The following is a 16,541-nucleotide window of genomic DNA, read 5'->3' on the forward strand; positions in this document are numbered from 1 at the left end:
CCTCGCTCAGGTGGTGGCGTGTGCGCGCTGCGCCCGCTGGATGAGGTGCTCGACGAGGGTGAGCAGGACGTCCTTGCAGGAGCTGCGCTCGCGGGCATCGCACAGCATGACCGGGGTCACCGAGTCGAGATCGAGGGCGTCGCGCACTTCGTCGATGGTGTACCGCGGTGCGCCGTCGAAGCAGTTGACGCCCACCATGAACGGCAGGCCGCGCCGCTCGAAGAAATCCACGGCGGCGAAGGAGTTGCCCAGCCTGCGGGTGTCGGCCAGCACGACGGCGCCCAGCGCGCCGCGCGCCAGTTCGTCCCACAGGAACCAGAACCGATCCTGGCCCGGCGTGCCGAACAGGTACAGCACCAGGTCGCGGTCGATCGTGAGCCTGCCGAAATCCAACGCGACCGTGGTCGTGGATTTCTGCTCGACGCCGGACAGATCGTCGATGCCGGTGCTCACTTCGGTGATCAGCTCCTCGGTGCGCAGTGGCGCGACTTCGCTGATCGCGGAGACCATCGTGGTCTTGCCGACGCCGAACCCGCCGGCGACGAGGATCTTGACCGAGGCGGCCAGTTGCGGTGTGCCGCTCGGATCAAAGTTTTCGGATTCCATCCAGTACCGCTCGCAATATGTTGAGGTCATCGGGTCCGGCCTCCGTCGGGACGGGAGCACGGAAGATCAGTTGCCCGTCGCCGATCAGATCACCGACGAGGATCTTCGTCACCGCCAGCGGCAAACGCAACTGTGCGGAGAGTTCGGCGACGGTCTGCGAGACCCGGCACAGGCGAAGGATTTCGGCGTACTCGGGTTCGCTGCGTCGCAGCGCGGTCGCGGACGGGTCCGCCACCACGGTGGTGAGCATATCCAGTTCCGGCCCGGCGCCGCTGGTGCGCCCGCGTGTCAGCGCGTAGGGGCGCACCAGCGGGCCGGCCGCTTCGTCGAACCAGGGCTCACGCGGATTGGTCATGGCGGTCGCTACTCGACATGCCCGACGAGGTCTTGGCGCGGGGTCGTGGACAGGTAGTTGCCCACGCGCTGGACGGTCAGGTTCATCTCGTAGGCCACCATGCCGAGATTGGCCGATTCGGCGGCTTGCAGTGCCAGGCAGGCGTTGTCGCCCGCGGAGGTCACGAACAGCACCGCGCGGTCGAGTTCGATGACCGCTTGGCGGACGCCGCCGCCGTCGAACCGGTTGCCCGCGCTGCGCGCCAGCCCGTAGAGCGCCGAGGACATCGCGCCGAAGTGTTCGGCGTCCTCGCGGTTCATTCCGCCGGAGCGGCCCAGTAGCAGCCCGTCGGTGGACAGCACCACCGCGTGGCGCACGCCTGCCAGCCGGTCGACGAGATCATCGAGCAGCCAATTGAGATCACCTGCGGGAGAAGCGGACACACCTAGCCTTCCTGTTCGTCGGAGATGACAGCGCGACGGCCCTGTCTGGTTCCGTTCTCGATGGCGGACATCAGATCACGGGCTTGCTCGGCGGAGCGGTGCGACTGCACGGATGCGGCCTGCTCCTGGACCGGCTGCGCCAATTGCGGTGCGAGGTTGGTCTGTCGATGCCTGCGGGGCAACGCCGGACGCCCGTCCGGCGTGACCTGCGTCGGCGCCTCGGTGTACGGGCGGGGTCCGTAGCGGGGGAGTTCGGCGGGTTCGGCAGGCAGGGTCGCCACCGGCGACGGCGCGGTCTGCGTGGGATTTCCCGTGTCCGCCACCGCCGGACCGGCGACGAGCTTGCGCCGGCTGCCGGGATCGGTGAGCTCCGCCGGAGTCTGCGCCGGGGCGGAATCGGCCGCGATGAGCGCGGACGGGATGATCACGATGGCCTTGATGCCGCCGTAGTCGGAGTCCGACAGCCGTACCGTGATGCCGTGGCGGGTGGCCAGCTGCGCGACCACGAACAGCCCGAGCCGGGAGTCCGCCGACAGGGCCGCCACGCCGAAATCCGGTGGGTCGCGCAGCATGTCGTTCATCTTGGCCAGCTCGGGTTCGGACATGCCCATGCCTTGGTCGCCGATCTCCACCACGACGCCCTTGCCGACCACGTTGCCGGTCACCTCCACCCGTGACTGCGGCGGGGAGAAGGAGGTCGCGTTGTCCACCAGCTCCGCGAGCAGGTGGATGAGGTCGGCGACCACCGTGCCGAGCACATGCACCTCGGGCAGCCGCGACACCCGGACCCGCGCGTAGTCGAGGGTCTCGCCGACGGCGCTGCGCACCAGATCGATCAGCGGCACCGGGTTGCGCCACTGCCTGCCCGGCTTGCCGCCGCCGAGGATGGTGAGGTTCTCGGCGTTGCGCCGCTCGCGGGTGGCGAGATGGTCGAGGCGGAACAGGGTGTCGAGCAGGATCGGGTCCTCCTGCCGCTGCTCGGCTTCGTCGAGGATCTCCAGCTGCCGGTGCACCACGATCTGGCTGCGGTGCGCGATGTTCAAGAACACCGCCCTGACGCCTTCGCGGGTACGAGCTTCGGCCACCGCCGCGGAGACGGCCGCCGAATGCGCGTGCTGGAACGCCTTGGCGACCTGGCCGATCTCGTCGCTGCCGTAGTCCAGATTCGGGGATTCGGCCGCGGGATCGACATCCTCGCCCGCACGCAACCTGCGCAGCATCTCCGGCAACCGCTCATCGGCCAAGGCAAGGGTTTCCCCACGCAACCGCTTCAGCCTGCGGATCACGCGGTTGGCCAGGACGACCGCCACGACGAGCACCAGAAGGCCCACCAGCAGCATGCCGCCGCCGGTGACGGCGGAGCTGGTCGCGGTCGCGGCGGCCTGGTCCTCGGCGGACCGCTGCACATTCCGGTTGTCCGCCGCCCAGGTGTCGAGCAACGTGCGACCGACCTCGGTGGCGGCGCGGTGCCATTCCTCCGTGCTCAGTGGCAGCGGCGGCACGCTCGTTTGCCGTGCGCCGCCGCTCTGGCCCGCGGCGGTGGCGCGCTGGATGATGGCGTTCTCCATCGCGGTCAGCTGTTGCCAGGCGGAGCTGGTGGTGAGCGCTTGCAATCGATCTTTGGTCGGACCGCTGAGTTCGGTGATGAGGTTGGCCAACTCCGAGTGGTAGAAGCCGGTCTGGTGAATGTACTCCTCGATCGGAATGGGTGGCGGCGTGGCGCCGTTGACGTACACCGCACCCAGGGCGTTGCTGCGGGCCATGGCCTCGCTCACGTAGTACAACCGGACACCGGCCACGGCCCGCACCGCGGTGTCGCTGTCCGGCGCGCCCTGCACGGCGTCCATGGCGCCTTTGGGAATCGGCTCGAGCAGCCGGTTGTAGAACATGTACGCGTCCGGGATCGGCAATGCCCCCGCGTCGGCGGCGGAGCGCACCATGATCATGTTCTGCATCAGGACATCGAAGTCGGCGTCCTTGCCGGTGATCTTCGTATCGTCGACGTTGCGCAGGTTGCGTGACGCCGTGAGCAGGCGGCGCACCGCCGCGTCCACCCGCAGGCGCACGCTCGCGAGCGAGGAGGAGAGGGTGTCGTCACCGGACAGCTGGGCGATCGTGAGGTGGCGTTCCTGCTGCACCGCGTCCATGACCTCGCTGGTCACCGCGATGGCGTTCTGGCTCTCGGCGGCCCAGTCCTTGGCCTTGGTCCCTTCTGCCACGAGATAGCCCGCTGCGCCCACACCGACCAAGAGCAGAGTCAGGCTCGGAATGAGCGCGATCGCCAGAATCCGGGTGCGGACCCCGAGCCTCGCTCTGAACATCGGCACAACGTAAACCACGAACCCGGCGATCCGGACGTCCTGTCCCGGTGAGCGGGACTGGATTTGACGTGACATGCTTTCCTGTGATTCCGCGCACGATCTGCCGAAGATTATTGCGTTGCCGCATAACTGGGAGTCAGCGGGGTCCGGTGCGGCCCGCCTGCGCGATCACTCGTGCGGCGATACCGTGAAATCATCCCGTAGCCGGTTCATGGCGCCTCGTACGCGGCGTAGATTGTCCGTATCCCTTGGTTACTCACAAGTAGGAGGCAACGATGCCCGCGCCGGAAGCCGATGTATTCGACCGCCTCAGCGCGCTGGCCGCGATCGAGGCGCCCGCGGAACGTCAGAGCAGGACGATCGCCGAAACCTTCACCGGAAAGCCGCTCGGCAGTGTGCCGGTCGGCACCGCCGCCGATGTCGCCGCCGCCTTCGACAAGGCCAGGGCAGCGCAGCAGCGCTGGGCCGCGCGGCCGGTGGCCGAGCGCGCCGCCGTGCTCGACCGCTACCGCGCGCTGGTGGTCGAGCACCGTGACTTCCTGATGGACGTGGTGCAGGCCGAGACCGGCAAAGCGCGCTGGGCGGCGCAAGAAGAAATCATGGGCCTGATGTTCGCGGCCCGCTATTTCGGCAGAATCGCGCCCGGCGTGCTGGGCGGCCACCGGGTACCGGGCGCGTTTCCCGTGCTCAACCGCGCCTCCGTGCGTTACCAGCCCAAGGGCGTGGTCGGCGTCATCGCTCCATGGAACTACCCGCTGTTGCTGTCGATCGGCGATTCCATACCGGCGCTGGTCGCCGGCAACGCCGTGGTGGTCAAACCCGACAGCCAGACTCCGTTCTCCACGCTGGCCGGTGCGGAGTTGCTCTACCGGGCCGGTCTGCCGCGGGAGTTGCTCGCGGTCGTCCCCGGGGCGGGCGGCGTCGTCGGCACCGCGATCGTCGATGCCTGCGATTACCTCATGTTCACCGGTTCGTCGGCGACCGGCCGCACCCTGGCCGAACAGTGCGGCCGCAGGCTGATCGGCTTCTCCGCCGAACTCGGCGGAAAGAATCCGATGATCGTGACCGCGGGCGCCGATCTGGACAAGGCCGCGCGGGCGGCCGTGCGCGCCTGCTTCTCCAACGCGGGGCAGCTGTGCATCTCGATCGAGCGGTTGTATGTCGAGCGGCAGGTGGCGGCGGCGTTCACCGAGAAATTCGTCGGCGCCGTGAACGCCGCGAAACTCGGTGCGGCCTACGACTATTCCACCGACATCGGCAGCCTGATCTCCGAGGCGCAACTGGAGACGGTGTCCAAGCACGTCGCGGACGCCACCTCGAAGGGGGCGAAGGTGCTCACCGGCGGCACCGCCCGCCCGGATCTGGGGCCGCTGTTCTTCGAGCCCACGGTGCTCGCCGAGGTGACCGACGAGATGGAATGCGCTCGCAACGAAACCTTCGGCCCGCTGGTGTCGATCTATCCGGTCGACGATGTCGAGCAGGCCATCCGCCTGGCCAACGACACCGACTACGGATTGAACGCCTCGGTCTGGGCGGCGAGTAAGTCCGAAGGCGAGCGGATCGCGGCGCGGCTGCACGCGGGCACGGTCTGTGTGGACGAAGGCTATGCGCCGGCCTGGGGCACCACGGGCGCGCCGATGGGCGGTATGGGCATCTCCGGTGTCGGGCGCCGCCACGGGCCCGACGGCCTGCTCAAATTCACCGAGCCGCAGTCGATCGTGGTCACGCGTTTCCTGAATCTCGACGCGCCGAAGTTCTTCCCCAAGGGCAAGTGGCAGCCGTTCCTGATGACCGTGGCCCGCAGCCTGCGTTTCCTGCCCGGACGCTGAGGCACGCGTCCGTCCGGGTGGTCGTGCCCACCCGGACGGACGGCCCGCCGGTTCCGTGCAGGGGTCACGCCAACCGGTCGGCTCCGGTGCGCGGCGGCCCGCCCGCCGCCAGCGCCGCTGCTTCCTCGTCGGTGAGCAGCCGTGATCTGATGACGAAACGCATGTCCTCGAGCGTGTCCGAAGCATCGCCGCCGGGGTCGTCGGTCACGTCCACGGTGAGGTGGGCGTGCTTCCAGCGCTCGTACTGTTCCCCGCTGATCCACAACTCGGTGTGCCAGGGCAGGTTCCCCAGCAGAACATCCCCGCCGCCGATCCGGGACTCCCGGATGGGCAGGCAGCGCGGCGAGCCGCTGTCGCGGTGTCCGCCGGACTGGTGCAGCAGCACGGCCCCGTGCTGGTCGATCACATGGCGCAGCACGGCCCTGGCGCGGTCGGTGATGTCCACCCGCCGCGTTCGATGCGCCACCGCACCGCGGGGACGACGGATCCGGACGTCGGGTAGTCGGCGGTGCCGGAGTCCCGCCCCCGGTCTGGTGTAGCTCATGGTTCCTCGCAGATATCTCGGACCGAACCAACTATGGTCCGGGGAGGTTGGTGCGAGGTTGGTGGAAACCTCAGTCCCGCAACGCCGTATGCAGCCGAGCCGCGACAACGGCGCGGCGCACGTCGTCGGAGGGGAGCAGCCGCAGCGCGTGCTCGTGCACCGCGATGTCACGGGGCACGCGTTCGCCGAAGGCCACCGCGTGCTCGGCGCGGTCACCGGCGAGCACGGCGGTGCGCACACCCACGTCGAGATGGTCGCGCCACTGCAGCACGGCCGGCGCTTCCGAGCCGGGCAGCAGCGGCCCCCGGTACAGCCATACCGCCGAGGTGGTGTCGCCCGCCGTGACGGCGGCGAGCAGGTCGACCGCGTCGCAGGACACCGGGCCGGTCAGCACGTAACGGCGATTGCTGATCTGGCCGCCGATCGCGCGGCGCAGATGCGAGACGTCGGCCTTGAGCGTGCTGATGGACACCGCACGGTCGCCGTACAGGGCGGCATGCAATTGTTCCGGCGAGAAGCCGTCCGGCTGCAGCGCCAGCAGGGCGAGGATCTCCAGTTGCCGAGGCGGCAGCGGCAGCGGCGCCCCCTCGCGCACCAGTCGAGCGGTGCCGAGGCATTCCAACCGGATCCCCCGCGAGGGCACGGGCGCGGCCGTGCGCAACATCGTCTCCACCGCCGTCACCAGCGCCCGCACCGACGTGCGCACCGCCGGATGGGAGCGGTCCCAGGAGCTGGACAGGTCCAGCGCGCCGACCTGCCTGCCATCGGGTCCGTGGATCGGCGCGGAATAGCAGACCCAGCCGTGCAGGGCGGCGACCAGGTGCTCGGCGGAGAACACGGTGGCGGGGCGATCGGTGTGCAGCGCGAGGGCGACGCCGTTGGTGCCCATGTGGCTTTCGTCCCAGCAGCCGCCGGGCGCGAGGTTGACCTGCTCGGCTCGTCTGCGCAGGGTGCGGTCACCGCAGGACCACAGCACGGTGCCGGCGCTGTCGGTGACCACGGCCAGGTAACCGGAGTCCTCGGTGACGGCGCGCAGTTCACCCGCCAGCGCCGTCACCGGTTCGCGCAGCGGGGAAGCGGCCCAGCGGTCGCCGATGTCGTCCACTCCCGGTGCGACGGTGGTACCCGGATCGACGGTGTGCAGCGACCGCCGCCAGGATTGCGCTACTTCGTTGCGCAGAACGGTGTTTCGTGGCTCCGGCATCGGCGGAGCCGTCGCCCATCGCTCCCATTCTCTTTCCAGTTCGACCCGCTGCTGGGTGAGGGTGCGGAACAGCGCCACGTGGAGGACCCATCGTCGTGTGAGCTCGTATTCGCACTCTCATTCTGGCGGACGCCGCTGACGGTGGCGAACCGTTCGGCCGCTACCCGCCGGTCGCGTCATAAGCTGACGCCATGGCGACCGGTTCTGCGCGGGCATGCCTCGCCGACGTCCACGAAATGGCCGCGGACATGCCTAAGGGCATCCCTCGGTCCTGGTGCGCGCGGCCCGGCTCGGCGAACTGAGTCGTCGCGAACTCGCCGAGGTCGTCCAGGACGCCTGGCTGTCGCGGGCCTCGCGCAAGCGCGCGGCGGACTGGCTGGCCGCCCATCCACCGCGCTGAGCGGTCACTTCCGAATGAAAATGCCCGCGACGTCGGCGTTCTTGATCGGGGTGTCGGCGTTGGCCTGGGCGCCGCACAGCAGGTCGACCGACACCATCGTCGCGTCCACCACGGTTCCCGCGGGCTCGCGGTCGTCGTTGCTCTGTTGCTTGACGAACTTGGTGATCGTCGTGCGCTTGGTGTCCTGGTCCTGCTTGATGTACTCGCTGCACGGGGTGTCGCCGCCGCGGTTGAGCGCGCGCTCGATGTCGGTGCAGCCCGCCAGCGCCATGGCGACCATCGCGATCCCGAGGCCGGTTCGGCCGGTTCGTGACAGCGTGGCGTTCATGGGACTCCTCCTGACGGTTCGGCGGCGCTGCCCGCCGCGATCGGACTCCAGACTAGTGGTAGGAGGCCGCGCCGTCGGTGCCACGCTGACCCGACAGGCGGCCCTCAGTCCGTGATCACCGCGGCGTCTTCGCCGCGGGTTCCGCGCGGCGCGCGGGTAGCCGTGGCGGTCAGCAGCAGGCCACACATGGTCAGGCTCGCGGCTACGAGGTAGATGGGCCTGGGGCCGGCGGGGGAGTCGGCGATGAGTCCGCCGAACAAGCCGGCGCAGGCGGCCGCGACCTGGTAACCGGACGCGTTGACGGCCATGGCCAACGTGGGCGCCTCGACGGCGGCCGTCATGACGCGTGCTTGCATGCCGGGGATGATCGCGAAGCCGAGCATCCCGATCACCACGACCGCCGCCGCCGTGAGTGCGGTCGAGGTGGCGACGAACCAGGTACTCGCCAGGATCACGGCCAGCAGTCCGAGCAGGGCGGGTTGGAAGAAGCGCGGATTTCGGTCATGGAGCGTGCCGCCGACGAGATTGCCGATCGTCGCACCGACGCCGTAGGCGAGGAGCAGGACCGGCAGCCGGGTGGCGGGATGACCGCCGAGATCGGTGAGCAGCGGGGCGAGATAGCTGAACACCATGAGAACACCGACGTTGCCGACCGCGGTGATGGCCAGCGCCACCAGCACCGGCCGCTGTCGCAACACCCGCAACTCCGCGACCGCCGAGGTCCGGCCCGCATCGCTCGGTGGGCTGAGCAGCCAGAACACCAGACCCAGGCCGATCAGGCAGATAACCGCGATCGCAGCGAACGTCGCGCGCCAACCCGACTGATGGCCGATCCAGGTGCCGATCGGCGCTCCGAGAATCATGGCGGTATTCATCCCGAACGCCAGCCGGGCCACCATCGTCCCGGCTCGTTCTGCGGGCGCGGACCGCACGGCGATCACAACGGCTTGGGCGAAGAAGGTGGAGCTCACCAGCGCGGTGAGCACGCGGGCGGCCAGCAGCACGGGGAACCCGGAGGCCAGGGCGGAGACCGCGTTTCCGACGACCGCGACAACCAGCAGCGCCAGCATCAGCCGCTTCCGATTGATCCCGGCGGTCGCCGCGGTGAGCACCGGGCCGCCGATGATCATGCCGATGGCGTAGGCCGTGACCAGCAGGCCCGCGGTGCCGACAGCGACCCCGAGATCGGTGGCGACCTCGGGAAGTATTCCGGCCACGACGAACTCGCCGGTCGTGATGCTGAAGACGCAGAACATGAGGACCGTAATTCGAAGCATGCCGGCACGCTAAACTCTCACGTCGACGTGAGAGTCAAGCCCGGGTAGCGAACGGAGCGGCCCGATGAAGATCGGCGAGCTGGCAGATCGGACCGGCGTCAGCGTGCGAGCGCTGCGCTACTACGAGGAGAAGGGGGTCCTGAATCCGGATCGAACCCACAGCGGATACCGGATCTTCACCGAAGCCGATGTCCGCACGGTGGCGCACATCCAGACCCTCCTCGCGGCGGGTCTCGGCATGGACCTCATCGGCCAGATCCTGGCCTGCCTGTCCGGCGAATCCTTGTTACTGGACAGCTGCCGCGAACGTCTCGAAACAGAACGCCGCCGGATCACCGGCGACATCGACCAACTGATCCACACTCGGTCGCTGCTGGACGACTTGCTCGCCACCGCCAAACCTCCGGCCCGGTACAACCTCGCGGAGTCGGCCACCACATAGTGGCGCCAACTGCCCGACCACCGCGGTGGGTCCGCCGGTACTGCATCCAAACGATCACCGCCACCGCGGCGATCTTGGATCGTATCCTGAGCGCCGTCCGGGCGAAGGGCCTCGCCGACGGCGCACTCGGTACCGCCCGGGCCGAGGTGCAGCGAGCGATCGCCGCCGGCTACGGAGCCGACGGATTCGGCAGGCTCGCGGCACTCGATCAGGCGCGGAAGACGCACAGCGGGACGTCGATCTCCGCCGGGGTCAGCGAACCGTGGTGACCGACCAACCGCGACTGCAGCGGTTCGGCGCCGGTCCGGATGACGCCGCGCCGCCCGCGCGCGACGACGACCAGATCGCCGATGCGCTGGGCGACCGCGGGGTCGACGGTGGGGCCGAACCAGCCGCGTCCCATGGTCTCCGCCCTGGTCAGCACCTCGAAGTCCGCGCCGAGCGTGGCCTCCCACGCCGCGGCGACGTCGGATTCGGCGTCCGGCTCGGTGTAGATGTGCCTGGCGCGGGCCTCGCCGCCGAGCGCTCGAACGCCCTCTTGCAGCACGGGGGTGGTGTCGAAGTCGATACGGTCGTCCAAGTGCACCATGCCGTGGTCGGCGGTCACCAGCAGCGCCGCTCCGGCGGGCAACTCCTCGGCGAGCGCGGCGGCGAGCCGGTCGGTGTTCGCCAGTTCCAGCTCCCAAGAACGGGATGCGGGCCCGCGCACGTGCCCGGTGAGGTCCAGATCGCCGTGATAGGTGTAGACCAAGGAACGCGGACCGGCGCGCAGCGCGTCGCTCACATTGGCGACGAGATCGCCGAACGAGAACTGGGGGCGGAACTCGCAACCGCGCAGCACCGCCTCGGTCAATCCCGATCCCGCCTGATCGCGCGGCGATACCTGTGCCACGGCGATGCCGTCGGCGACGGCCCGCTGGAAAACCGTTGTCCGGGGCTGGAATTCCGTCGGAACGAGTTCCTTGCGCAGATCGGATTTCGGCACGCCGTGCAGCCGCCAGGACAGCGGCGTGAACAGCGGGTCGTATCCGGGCACGTGGAACAGATAGCCGACGATGCCGTGCTCGCCAGGGGGAACGCCCACTCCGAGCGAGGCGAGGCTGGTGGCCGTCGTGGTCGGGAAGCCGGCCGTGAGCGAGATCGGAGCGAGACCGGACAGGAAGGGCGCAGCAGCGGGATTGGCGATCAGATCGTGGTAGCCCAGCCCGTCGACCAGCAGCACGCAGACCCGGTCGGCGTCGAGCCCGAGCCCGAGGCGGTCGGCCTCGCCGGGCACGCCGAGACCGGCGAGGACGGAGGGCAGCAGGTCGGCGAGAGAACCGGTACCGTAGCGCGGCGCGACGAACACGAGGGTCAGGATGTCAACGCGGGCGGCGAGCTGGCAAGGGCTTTCACGCCTGTCCGGTCTCGAAACGGCTCACTTTGCCTTCCCGCAGGACGAACCGCCAGGTGGTTCGCATCGAGCCCCAGCGCGAATTGGTGTAGTCGGCGACCAGTTCGGTGCCGTTGTCGCCGACCGACTCGACGCGCATGCGGCCGTTGCTGTCGAAGATCTCCGCTTCGGTCCACTGGGCGAGGTTGCGCTCCACGCCGTCGTCGGACATGGTGGCGTCGTCGGTGAGAACCGCGTAGAAGCGGTCTTGATCATTGGCGTTGAGAGCGTCGACGAACTCCTGCACCGTCGGATCCAGCTGCGCGGTCATCCGTGTCGTCCTCTCGGATCGGTGTGGGAAGCATCGGAGGAGCAAACGTCTGGCGTTTACTCTAGGGCAGCGGTGGCTCGCCGGGTTCGATCAATGTCGCGAAGGTCCGCATCACATCGTCCACCAGCGCAGTGGCGGTGGAGCCGAACTGTTCGGCGCGCTTCTCCAGCTGTCCGTCCAGCCACAGCGAGGCAAGGCCGTGGCCGAGTCCCCAGAACATGACGGCCAGTGTGTCGGCTTTGTCGGCGGGCAGCGCGCCCGCGCGCACGCACTCCGCGATCGCGTCGGCCAGCACCGCGAAAGCGGCGTCGCCCGCGGCCATGGTGTCGGGATGCTTGTCGGGCTGGGAGAGTTCGGGCCGGAACATCAAGCGGAAGTAGGCCGGTTGCTCGCGGGAGAACCGCACGTAGGTGTGCGCCAGCGCGGTGAGGGCGGCCATGGGCGTCTCCGCTCCGGCGCGGGCGGCCGCCAGTCGCGTTCCGAGCATCTGGAATCCCTGGGTGGACAGCGTCGCCAGCAGGGCGGCTCGGTCGGGGAAGTGATGGTACGGCGCCGCGGTGCTCACGCCCGCCTCGCGGGCCACCCGGCGCAGGCTGACCGCCGCGAGCCCTTCGGTTTCGATCAAACGCAGGCAGGCGGCCAGCAGCGCGTCGCGCAGGGCGCCGTGGTGGTAACTGGTCCGCGTCACCGTCCGAGCGTATGCGACGCCTCCTGGACAACCTAACTATGCGATGCTTAGATTATCTGAGCGGCGCTCAGATGACTGCCGCCTCAGCCAATCCACGAGACGGATGAACTAATGAGCACACGGGTATCGGTCACCGGCGCAACGGGATTCGTCGCCGGTCACGTCATCGCCGAATTGCTGGAACACGGCTACGCCGTGCGCGCGACGGTTCGTGACCTCGCCGCCACCGGCAAACGGGCACACCTTGTCGAGCTGGCCCGGCGAACCGGGGGCGAACTGGAGTTCGCGCAAGCCGACCTCAACGGCGACGACGGCTGGGCGGCCGCCGTCGCGGGCAGCGCGGCGGTGCTGCACGTCGCCTCCCCGTTCCCCACCACGCCGCCCGACGACGAGCGAGAACTCATCGATACCGCGGTCGAGGGAACGCTGCGCGTGCTGCGCGCCTGCGCCGCCGCGGGCACCGTCCGCCGGGTGGTGCTCACCTCGTCGATCGCGGCGATCGTCGCCGGTCACACCGATGAGGGCCTCCGCACCGAGGCCGACTGGACGGTGGTCGAGCGCAGTCCGGCCTACCAGAAGAGCAAGACGCTGGCCGAGCGGGCGGCCTGGGATTTCGTCGCGGGGCTTCCGGCGGGCCAGCGCTTCGAACTGGTCGTCGTCAATCCGGGCATGGTGCTGGGGCCGCTGCTGTCCGCCGCGACGAGCACCTCGCATGAACCGGTGCGCAGATTGCTCGCCGCGGACGCGCCCGGCATGCCACGCGTCGGCTGGGCGCCGGTGGACGTGCGCGATCTCGCCGTGGCCCACCGGTTGGCGCTGGAGACGCCGGAAGCCGCGGGCAACCGATACATCTGCGCGGGCGAGCACCTGTGGATGGGGGAGATGGCGCGCATTCTCGCCGAGGAATACGGGCCGCGCGGATTCCGGGTGCCGACCAGGCAGCTGCCGAACTGGCTCGTACGCTGCGTCGCGATCTTCGACAAGAGTCTCCGGCTGACCGTGCCGACCCTGGGGCGCACCGAGTCGCTCAGCGCCGACAAAGCCCGGCGCGAACTGGGCTGGACCATGCGGCCGGTGCGCGAAACCGTCTTGGACACCGCCGAAAGTCTGCTGCACCACCGGATAGTCGCGCCGCCGCGCGGCAAGTCCGCCCCCCCGCGCCACCGCGCCGCACGCCGTGTGGGTCTGAGGGTGCGGACATGCTGATCGCGACGCTGATCATCACCACGGTCGCCATGATCCGGCGCCGGTCCGCCCGTCGATCCCCGCGCGTGAACCCCGCCGGGCACACCGCTCCCGGCCCGGTCGGGCGAGCGCTGCGACGGCCGGTGCCGGCGGCCGCCACGGTCGTCGCACTGCTGGGCGTCGTAGTTGCCGCGGGTGCGCTCGCCCAGTGCTGACCCGGCCCCGGAGTACGGCGGCCCGGCCCGGTTCGCTAGACAGGACACGTGACTGCACAGCACCCTTTCCGGTTCGGTGTCAACATGGTGGTCCCCGAATCACGTTCGGGTTGGATCGAAAAGTGCCGTCGGGCAGAAGAACTCGGCTTCGACGTGGTGGGTGTCGCCGATCATCTCGGCCTGCCCGCGCCGTTCCCCGCGTTGATTTTGGCCGCCGAGGCGACCGAGCGGGTGCGGTTGAACACCTTCGTGCTCAACACCGCGTTCTACAACCCGGTGTTGCTGGCCCGCGACGTGGCCGGCGCCGATCAGTTCACCGACGGGCGGGTGGAACTCGGGCTCGGTGCGGGCTATGTGCAGGCCGAGTTCGAGGCCGCGGGCATCCCGTTCGAGAGCGGGAGCAAGCGCGTCGAGCACTTGGAGCAGACGGTGATCACCCTGCGCAGGCTGTTCGCCGATCCGGAGTATCAGCCGCAGCCCGCGCAGCCGTCGGGGCCGCCTGTCCTCATCGGCGGATGGGGTGATCGTCTGCTCGGCGTCGCCGCGCGGCACGCCGACATCATCGCCTTCACCGGCGCGGCGGCCGCGCGCAACGGCGGGCCGCTGCAGATGGCCGGGCTCGCCGAGATCGAGGAGCGCGTCGCCTATGTGGGGCAACTGCTCGGTCCACGGCTGGACAAGGTCGAGTTCAACATCCTCGTGCAGCGGGTGGTGCCGCCGCGCGAACGCGCGAGCGTGCTGGAACTCTTCGGTCCGGCGCTGCCGCCGGACGTCGCCGACTCCCCGGAGGAGCACCCGCTCCTGCTGATGGGCACACCCGAGGAGATGGCCGACCGCCTGCGCGACCGGCGCGATCGCTACGGCATCAGCTACGTCACCGTCCTCGAGGACAGCATGGAGAAACTCGCCCCGGTCATCGAGTTGCTGCGCTGAGCCGCCGGGTGCGGGTCAGGGCAGCGGATCGATGATGACGCGCGGATCGATCTGCCGGAGCCGTCTCGGACGGCTGGTCAGGCAGGGCCAGGTGCGGGCGACCGCTTCGCGGGTGACATGCCCCGCGGCCGCCAGGATGTCATCGCCGAATGCCGGCAGCGGCGGGCCGGTGCGGTCGAACGTCGGGACGACGGTGTGCGGCAAGCCGACCAGCACGGCCAGGATATCGAGCCGGTCGGCCGGGATGTGCGTGCGCGCCGCCGCGAGCACGGTGCTCGGAACGACGATGGTGCTTCCCGCCTCGACCGTCGCCCAGACGACCGCCTGGGCGTAGTTGGCGCGGTTGGCGAACGCGACGACCGCCGCGGCGTCGAAGACGACACCGCCGAGGGCCCGGGAGGTCACGCCGCGCCGGCGAGCCGTGCGCGCACCTCCTCCCCGGATAGTAGCGGGGGCATCGGCACGGCGTGGCCGGGCAGCGTGCGGATGGCCTTTCGCGGTCTGTGCTCCCGAAGCGGCGGCATGCCACGACTCTAGCCGGGTGCGTCCTCGGGACCGAGGATCACGCGGGCTTGTGCCACAACAGTGTGTAGCGCCACATGAGCCGCCGCCGTACGCGCGCGCCGGGCAGGAGTTCGGCTGCGGTGGAACGGATTTCGGTGAATCCGTCGATGGGGTCGCGCGTTCGCGCGTTCGGCCCGCCGACACGGTGGGAAAGGTGGATCGCCCAGATGAGCGGGAACAGCGGGAAGTAGTGGAAGTCCGTGCGCGGCGACATCTTCCACAAGCCGACCACGGCGAGCACGCCACCAGGTGCGACCAGACGGCGCAGCGCCGTGAGCCCCGCCCGCAGGGGAACGTGGTGCAGCGTGGCCACGGTGGTGACGACATCGAACGAGCCCCCGTAGTCGAGGAAGTCGGCCTGTTCGAGGGACACCCCCGCCACGGCGGGCGCTCGGGCGATGATGGCGGGGTCGACGTCGATTCCGGTGACCGTCAGCCCGCGTCCGGCCAGCTTGCCCGCCAGCAAGCCGTCCCCGCAGCCGATGTCGAGGGCGGTGCGCGCCGAGCGTGGCACCTGCTTCAACAACCAAGGGTGGTAGTGAGTGTTGTGATTCCAGTAGGGATCATCGCGCACGCTGTCACTGTAGTGCGGTGGTCAGCCGGAGGGCTCCGTGACCGTGAACCGCTGAACGCCGGTCACTCGGAGCAGTTCCAGGGCCGACGCTTCCTTGCTGCCGGGCGCCGCCGAATAGACGACGACGGCTTGGTCGGTGTCCGGGACGAGCAGGGTGTCGCAGTCCAACCGCAAGCAGCCCAGCTCCGGATGATCGATCGTCTTGGTCGCGCTACGCCACTGACCGGATCGTCGCGCGTTCCACAGCTGCTCGAAGCGTGGACTGCGCGAGCGCAATTCGGAAACCAATCGCAGCAGTCCGGGATCGTCGGGGTAGCGGGCGCGGGCGCTGCGCAGACTGGCGACCGAGAAAGCGGCGGCATTGTCCGCCTCGGCGGGTGTCATCATCACCCGTCCGGGCTCGGTGCCGAGGAAGCGCTGCCAGATGATGTTGCGCTGGGCGGGCGGCCACGCGGAGAAATCGCCGAGCAGCGCGGTCGCCATCGGATTCCAGGCCAGCAGATCGGCTTTCGCCGACAACACCAGCGCGGGCAGATCCGCCATCCGGTCCAGCAGACGCAAGACGCTGGGCCGCACCACCATGTCGATCCGGCCTGCCTGCGGAAGCGCCGCGCCCGCGAGCTGGAACAGCAGTGCGCGGTCCTCGTCGTTGAGCCGCAGCGCGCGGGCGAGCGCGGCCAGCACCGAGCTGGACGGCCGGGGGCCGCGCCCCTGCTCCAGCCGCACCACGTAGTCCACGCTGACCCCCGCGAGCTGCGCGACCTCCTCGCGTCGTAATCCCGGCACCTGCCTGCGCGCGCCCGCGGGCAGCCCGACATCCACCGGACGCACCCGGTCACGCGCCTGCCGCAGCAGGGCGGCCAGCTCGGTTCGATCCACATCCCGATCATGCCGCAGCGGTTCGGTGCGGGGGTGGGATCGCTGCTCCCAGGAGATGGCATCCCTGGCGCG

General features: G+C 69.6%; 20 protein-coding genes. 6 read left to right on the top strand and 14 right to left on the bottom strand.

The window, feature by feature from the left end; translation table 11 throughout:
* Positions 1-6 precede the first annotated feature (6 nt).
* The 4 genes from ACWDMM_RS00595 to ACWDMM_RS00610 are packed head-to-tail and all read right to left on the bottom strand — an operon-like array spanning position 7 to position 3,704.
* Complete coding sequence (locus ACWDMM_RS00595) at positions 7-606, bottom strand: GTP-binding protein (protein ID WP_067807418.1); 600 nt, start codon at positions 604-606, stop codon at positions 7-9.
* Positions 587-961 carry a DUF742 domain-containing protein gene (locus ACWDMM_RS00600; protein ID WP_195081199.1) on the bottom strand — a complete coding sequence of 125 codons (375 nt, stop codon included), beginning with the start codon at positions 959-961 and terminating at the stop codon, positions 587-589. Before ACWDMM_RS00600 ends, ACWDMM_RS00595 begins: the two co-directional genes overlap by 20 nt.
* Before the next feature lie 8 nt (positions 962-969).
* Entirely contained in the window at positions 970-1,383 is a 414-nt protein-coding gene (locus ACWDMM_RS00605) for a roadblock/LC7 domain-containing protein (protein ID WP_067807423.1), read from the bottom strand.
* A gap of 2 nt (positions 1,384-1,385) precedes the next feature.
* Entirely contained in the window at positions 1,386-3,704 is a 2,319-nt protein-coding gene (locus tag ACWDMM_RS00610; RefSeq protein WP_449935285.1) for a nitrate- and nitrite sensing domain-containing protein, read from the bottom strand.
* A 275-nt stretch (positions 3,705-3,979) separates the two neighbouring features.
* Here ACWDMM_RS00610 and ACWDMM_RS00615 point away from each other — a divergent pair, with 275 nt between their 5' ends.
* A complete protein-coding gene (locus ACWDMM_RS00615; RefSeq protein WP_195081201.1) occupies positions 3,980-5,533 on the top strand; it encodes a succinic semialdehyde dehydrogenase in 1,554 nt (517 codons plus the stop codon).
* Between the two features lie 64 nt (positions 5,534-5,597).
* Here ACWDMM_RS00615 and ACWDMM_RS00620 read toward each other — a convergent pair whose 3' ends face one another.
* Positions 5,598-6,077, bottom strand: coding sequence for a DUF779 domain-containing protein (locus tag ACWDMM_RS00620; RefSeq protein WP_195081202.1), 480 nt, complete (start codon positions 6,075-6,077; stop codon positions 5,598-5,600).
* A 70-nt stretch (positions 6,078-6,147) separates the two neighbouring features.
* Positions 6,148-7,359 (bottom strand): transcriptional regulator, encoded by a 1,212-nt coding sequence (locus ACWDMM_RS00625; RefSeq protein WP_357206118.1) that lies wholly within the window; start codon positions 7,357-7,359, stop codon positions 6,148-6,150.
* Between the two features lie 196 nt (positions 7,360-7,555).
* On the opposite strand from ACWDMM_RS00625, the gene ACWDMM_RS00630 reads away from it, so the two are divergent.
* Positions 7,556-7,681, top strand: a complete 126-nt coding sequence (locus ACWDMM_RS00630; RefSeq protein WP_449935288.1) for a hypothetical protein — start codon at positions 7,556-7,558, stop codon at positions 7,679-7,681.
* Positions 7,682-7,685: 4 nt separating this feature from the next.
* Here ACWDMM_RS00630 and ACWDMM_RS00635 read toward each other — a convergent pair whose 3' ends face one another.
* Both ACWDMM_RS00635 and ACWDMM_RS00640 read right to left on the bottom strand, forming a co-directional pair.
* A complete protein-coding gene (locus ACWDMM_RS00635; RefSeq protein WP_195081204.1) occupies positions 7,686-8,009 on the bottom strand; it encodes a hypothetical protein in 324 nt (107 codons plus the stop codon).
* Between the two features lie 104 nt (positions 8,010-8,113).
* Complete coding sequence (locus tag ACWDMM_RS00640) at positions 8,114-9,286, bottom strand: MFS transporter (protein ID WP_449935292.1); 1,173 nt, start codon at positions 9,284-9,286, stop codon at positions 8,114-8,116.
* Between the two features lie 64 nt (positions 9,287-9,350).
* Between ACWDMM_RS00640 and ACWDMM_RS00645 the strand changes: the two genes are divergently transcribed.
* Positions 9,351-9,728, top strand: a complete 378-nt coding sequence (locus ACWDMM_RS00645) for a MerR family transcriptional regulator (RefSeq protein WP_357206116.1) — start codon at positions 9,351-9,353, stop codon at positions 9,726-9,728.
* A gap of 208 nt (positions 9,729-9,936) precedes the next feature.
* Here the strand turns inward: ACWDMM_RS00645 and ACWDMM_RS00650 are convergent, their stop codons facing one another.
* The 3 genes from ACWDMM_RS00650 to ACWDMM_RS00660 form a co-directional block, all read right to left on the bottom strand.
* Positions 9,937-11,076, bottom strand: a complete 1,140-nt coding sequence (locus tag ACWDMM_RS00650) for an alkaline phosphatase family protein (RefSeq protein WP_195081207.1) — start codon at positions 11,074-11,076, stop codon at positions 9,937-9,939.
* A gap of 43 nt (positions 11,077-11,119) precedes the next feature.
* Entirely contained in the window at positions 11,120-11,431 is a 312-nt protein-coding gene (locus ACWDMM_RS00655; protein ID WP_195081208.1) for a nuclear transport factor 2 family protein, read from the bottom strand.
* A 61-nt stretch (positions 11,432-11,492) separates the two neighbouring features.
* Positions 11,493-12,119, bottom strand: a complete 627-nt coding sequence (locus ACWDMM_RS00660; RefSeq protein WP_357105016.1) for a TetR/AcrR family transcriptional regulator — start codon at positions 12,117-12,119, stop codon at positions 11,493-11,495.
* A gap of 111 nt (positions 12,120-12,230) precedes the next feature.
* On the opposite strand from ACWDMM_RS00660, the gene ACWDMM_RS00665 reads away from it, so the two are divergent.
* The 3 genes from ACWDMM_RS00665 to ACWDMM_RS00675 are packed head-to-tail and all read left to right on the top strand — an operon-like array spanning position 12,231 to position 14,452.
* Positions 12,231-13,325, top strand: coding sequence for an NAD-dependent epimerase/dehydratase family protein (locus ACWDMM_RS00665; RefSeq protein WP_357105019.1), 1,095 nt, complete (start codon positions 12,231-12,233; stop codon positions 13,323-13,325).
* The gene (locus tag ACWDMM_RS00670; protein ID WP_195081211.1) at positions 13,319-13,519 is read left to right on the top strand and encodes a hypothetical protein; all 201 of its coding nucleotides are present in this window, start codon (positions 13,319-13,321) and stop codon (positions 13,517-13,519) included. Before ACWDMM_RS00665 ends, ACWDMM_RS00670 begins: the two co-directional genes overlap by 7 nt.
* Positions 13,520-13,567: 48 nt before the next feature.
* On the top strand, positions 13,568-14,452 hold the full coding sequence (locus ACWDMM_RS00675) for a TIGR03621 family F420-dependent LLM class oxidoreductase (RefSeq protein ID WP_195081212.1): 885 nt from the start codon (positions 13,568-13,570) through the stop codon (positions 14,450-14,452).
* Between the two features lie 15 nt (positions 14,453-14,467).
* Here the strand turns inward: ACWDMM_RS00675 and ACWDMM_RS00680 are convergent, their stop codons facing one another.
* From ACWDMM_RS00680 to ACWDMM_RS00690, 3 genes are all read right to left on the bottom strand, one after another.
* The gene (locus ACWDMM_RS00680) at positions 14,468-14,857 is read right to left on the bottom strand and encodes a hypothetical protein (RefSeq protein ID WP_195081213.1); all 390 of its coding nucleotides are present in this window, start codon (positions 14,855-14,857) and stop codon (positions 14,468-14,470) included.
* Between the two features lie 157 nt (positions 14,858-15,014).
* Positions 15,015-15,590: a class I SAM-dependent methyltransferase gene (locus ACWDMM_RS00685; RefSeq protein ID WP_357105024.1), complete on the bottom strand. Its 576-nt coding sequence runs from the start codon at positions 15,588-15,590 to the stop codon at positions 15,015-15,017.
* Between the two features lie 21 nt (positions 15,591-15,611).
* Entirely contained in the window at positions 15,612-16,469 is an 858-nt protein-coding gene (locus tag ACWDMM_RS00690) for a helix-turn-helix transcriptional regulator (protein WP_357105027.1), read from the bottom strand.
* Between the last annotated feature and the right edge of the window lie 72 nt (positions 16,470-16,541).

The organism is Nocardia sp. NPDC003726 (genome assembly GCF_053586955.1).

Excerpts from the sequence above, each read along its gene's own strand:
- ACWDMM_RS00655 (WP_195081208.1), bottom strand. The coding sequence starts at position 11,431 with ATGACCGCGCAGCTGGATCCGACGGTGCAGGAGTTCGTCGACGCTCTC.
- ACWDMM_RS00645 (WP_357206116.1), top strand. The coding sequence starts at position 9,351 with ATGAAGATCGGCGAGCTGGCAGATCGGACCGGCGTCAGCGTGCGAGCG.
- ACWDMM_RS00620 (WP_195081202.1), bottom strand. The coding sequence starts at position 6,077 with ATGAGCTACACCAGACCGGGGGCGGGACTCCGGCACCGCCGACTACCC.
- ACWDMM_RS00615 (WP_195081201.1), top strand. The coding sequence starts at position 3,980 with ATGCCCGCGCCGGAAGCCGATGTATTCGACCGCCTCAGCGCGCTGGCC.
- ACWDMM_RS00610 (WP_449935285.1), bottom strand. The coding sequence starts at position 3,704 with ATGTTCAGAGCGAGGCTCGGGGTCCGCACCCGGATTCTGGCGATCGCG.
- ACWDMM_RS00640 (WP_449935292.1), bottom strand. The coding sequence starts at position 9,286 with ATGCTTCGAATTACGGTCCTCATGTTCTGCGTCTTCAGCATCACGACC.
- ACWDMM_RS00595 (WP_067807418.1), bottom strand. The coding sequence starts at position 606 with ATGGAATCCGAAAACTTTGATCCGAGCGGCACACCGCAACTGGCCGCC.
- ACWDMM_RS00635 (WP_195081204.1), bottom strand. The coding sequence starts at position 8,009 with ATGAACGCCACGCTGTCACGAACCGGCCGAACCGGCCTCGGGATCGCG.
- ACWDMM_RS00670 (WP_195081211.1), top strand. The coding sequence starts at position 13,319 with ATGCTGATCGCGACGCTGATCATCACCACGGTCGCCATGATCCGGCGC.
- ACWDMM_RS00600 (WP_195081199.1), bottom strand. The coding sequence starts at position 961 with ATGACCAATCCGCGTGAGCCCTGGTTCGACGAAGCGGCCGGCCCGCTG.
- ACWDMM_RS00665 (WP_357105019.1), top strand. The coding sequence starts at position 12,231 with ATGAGCACACGGGTATCGGTCACCGGCGCAACGGGATTCGTCGCCGGT.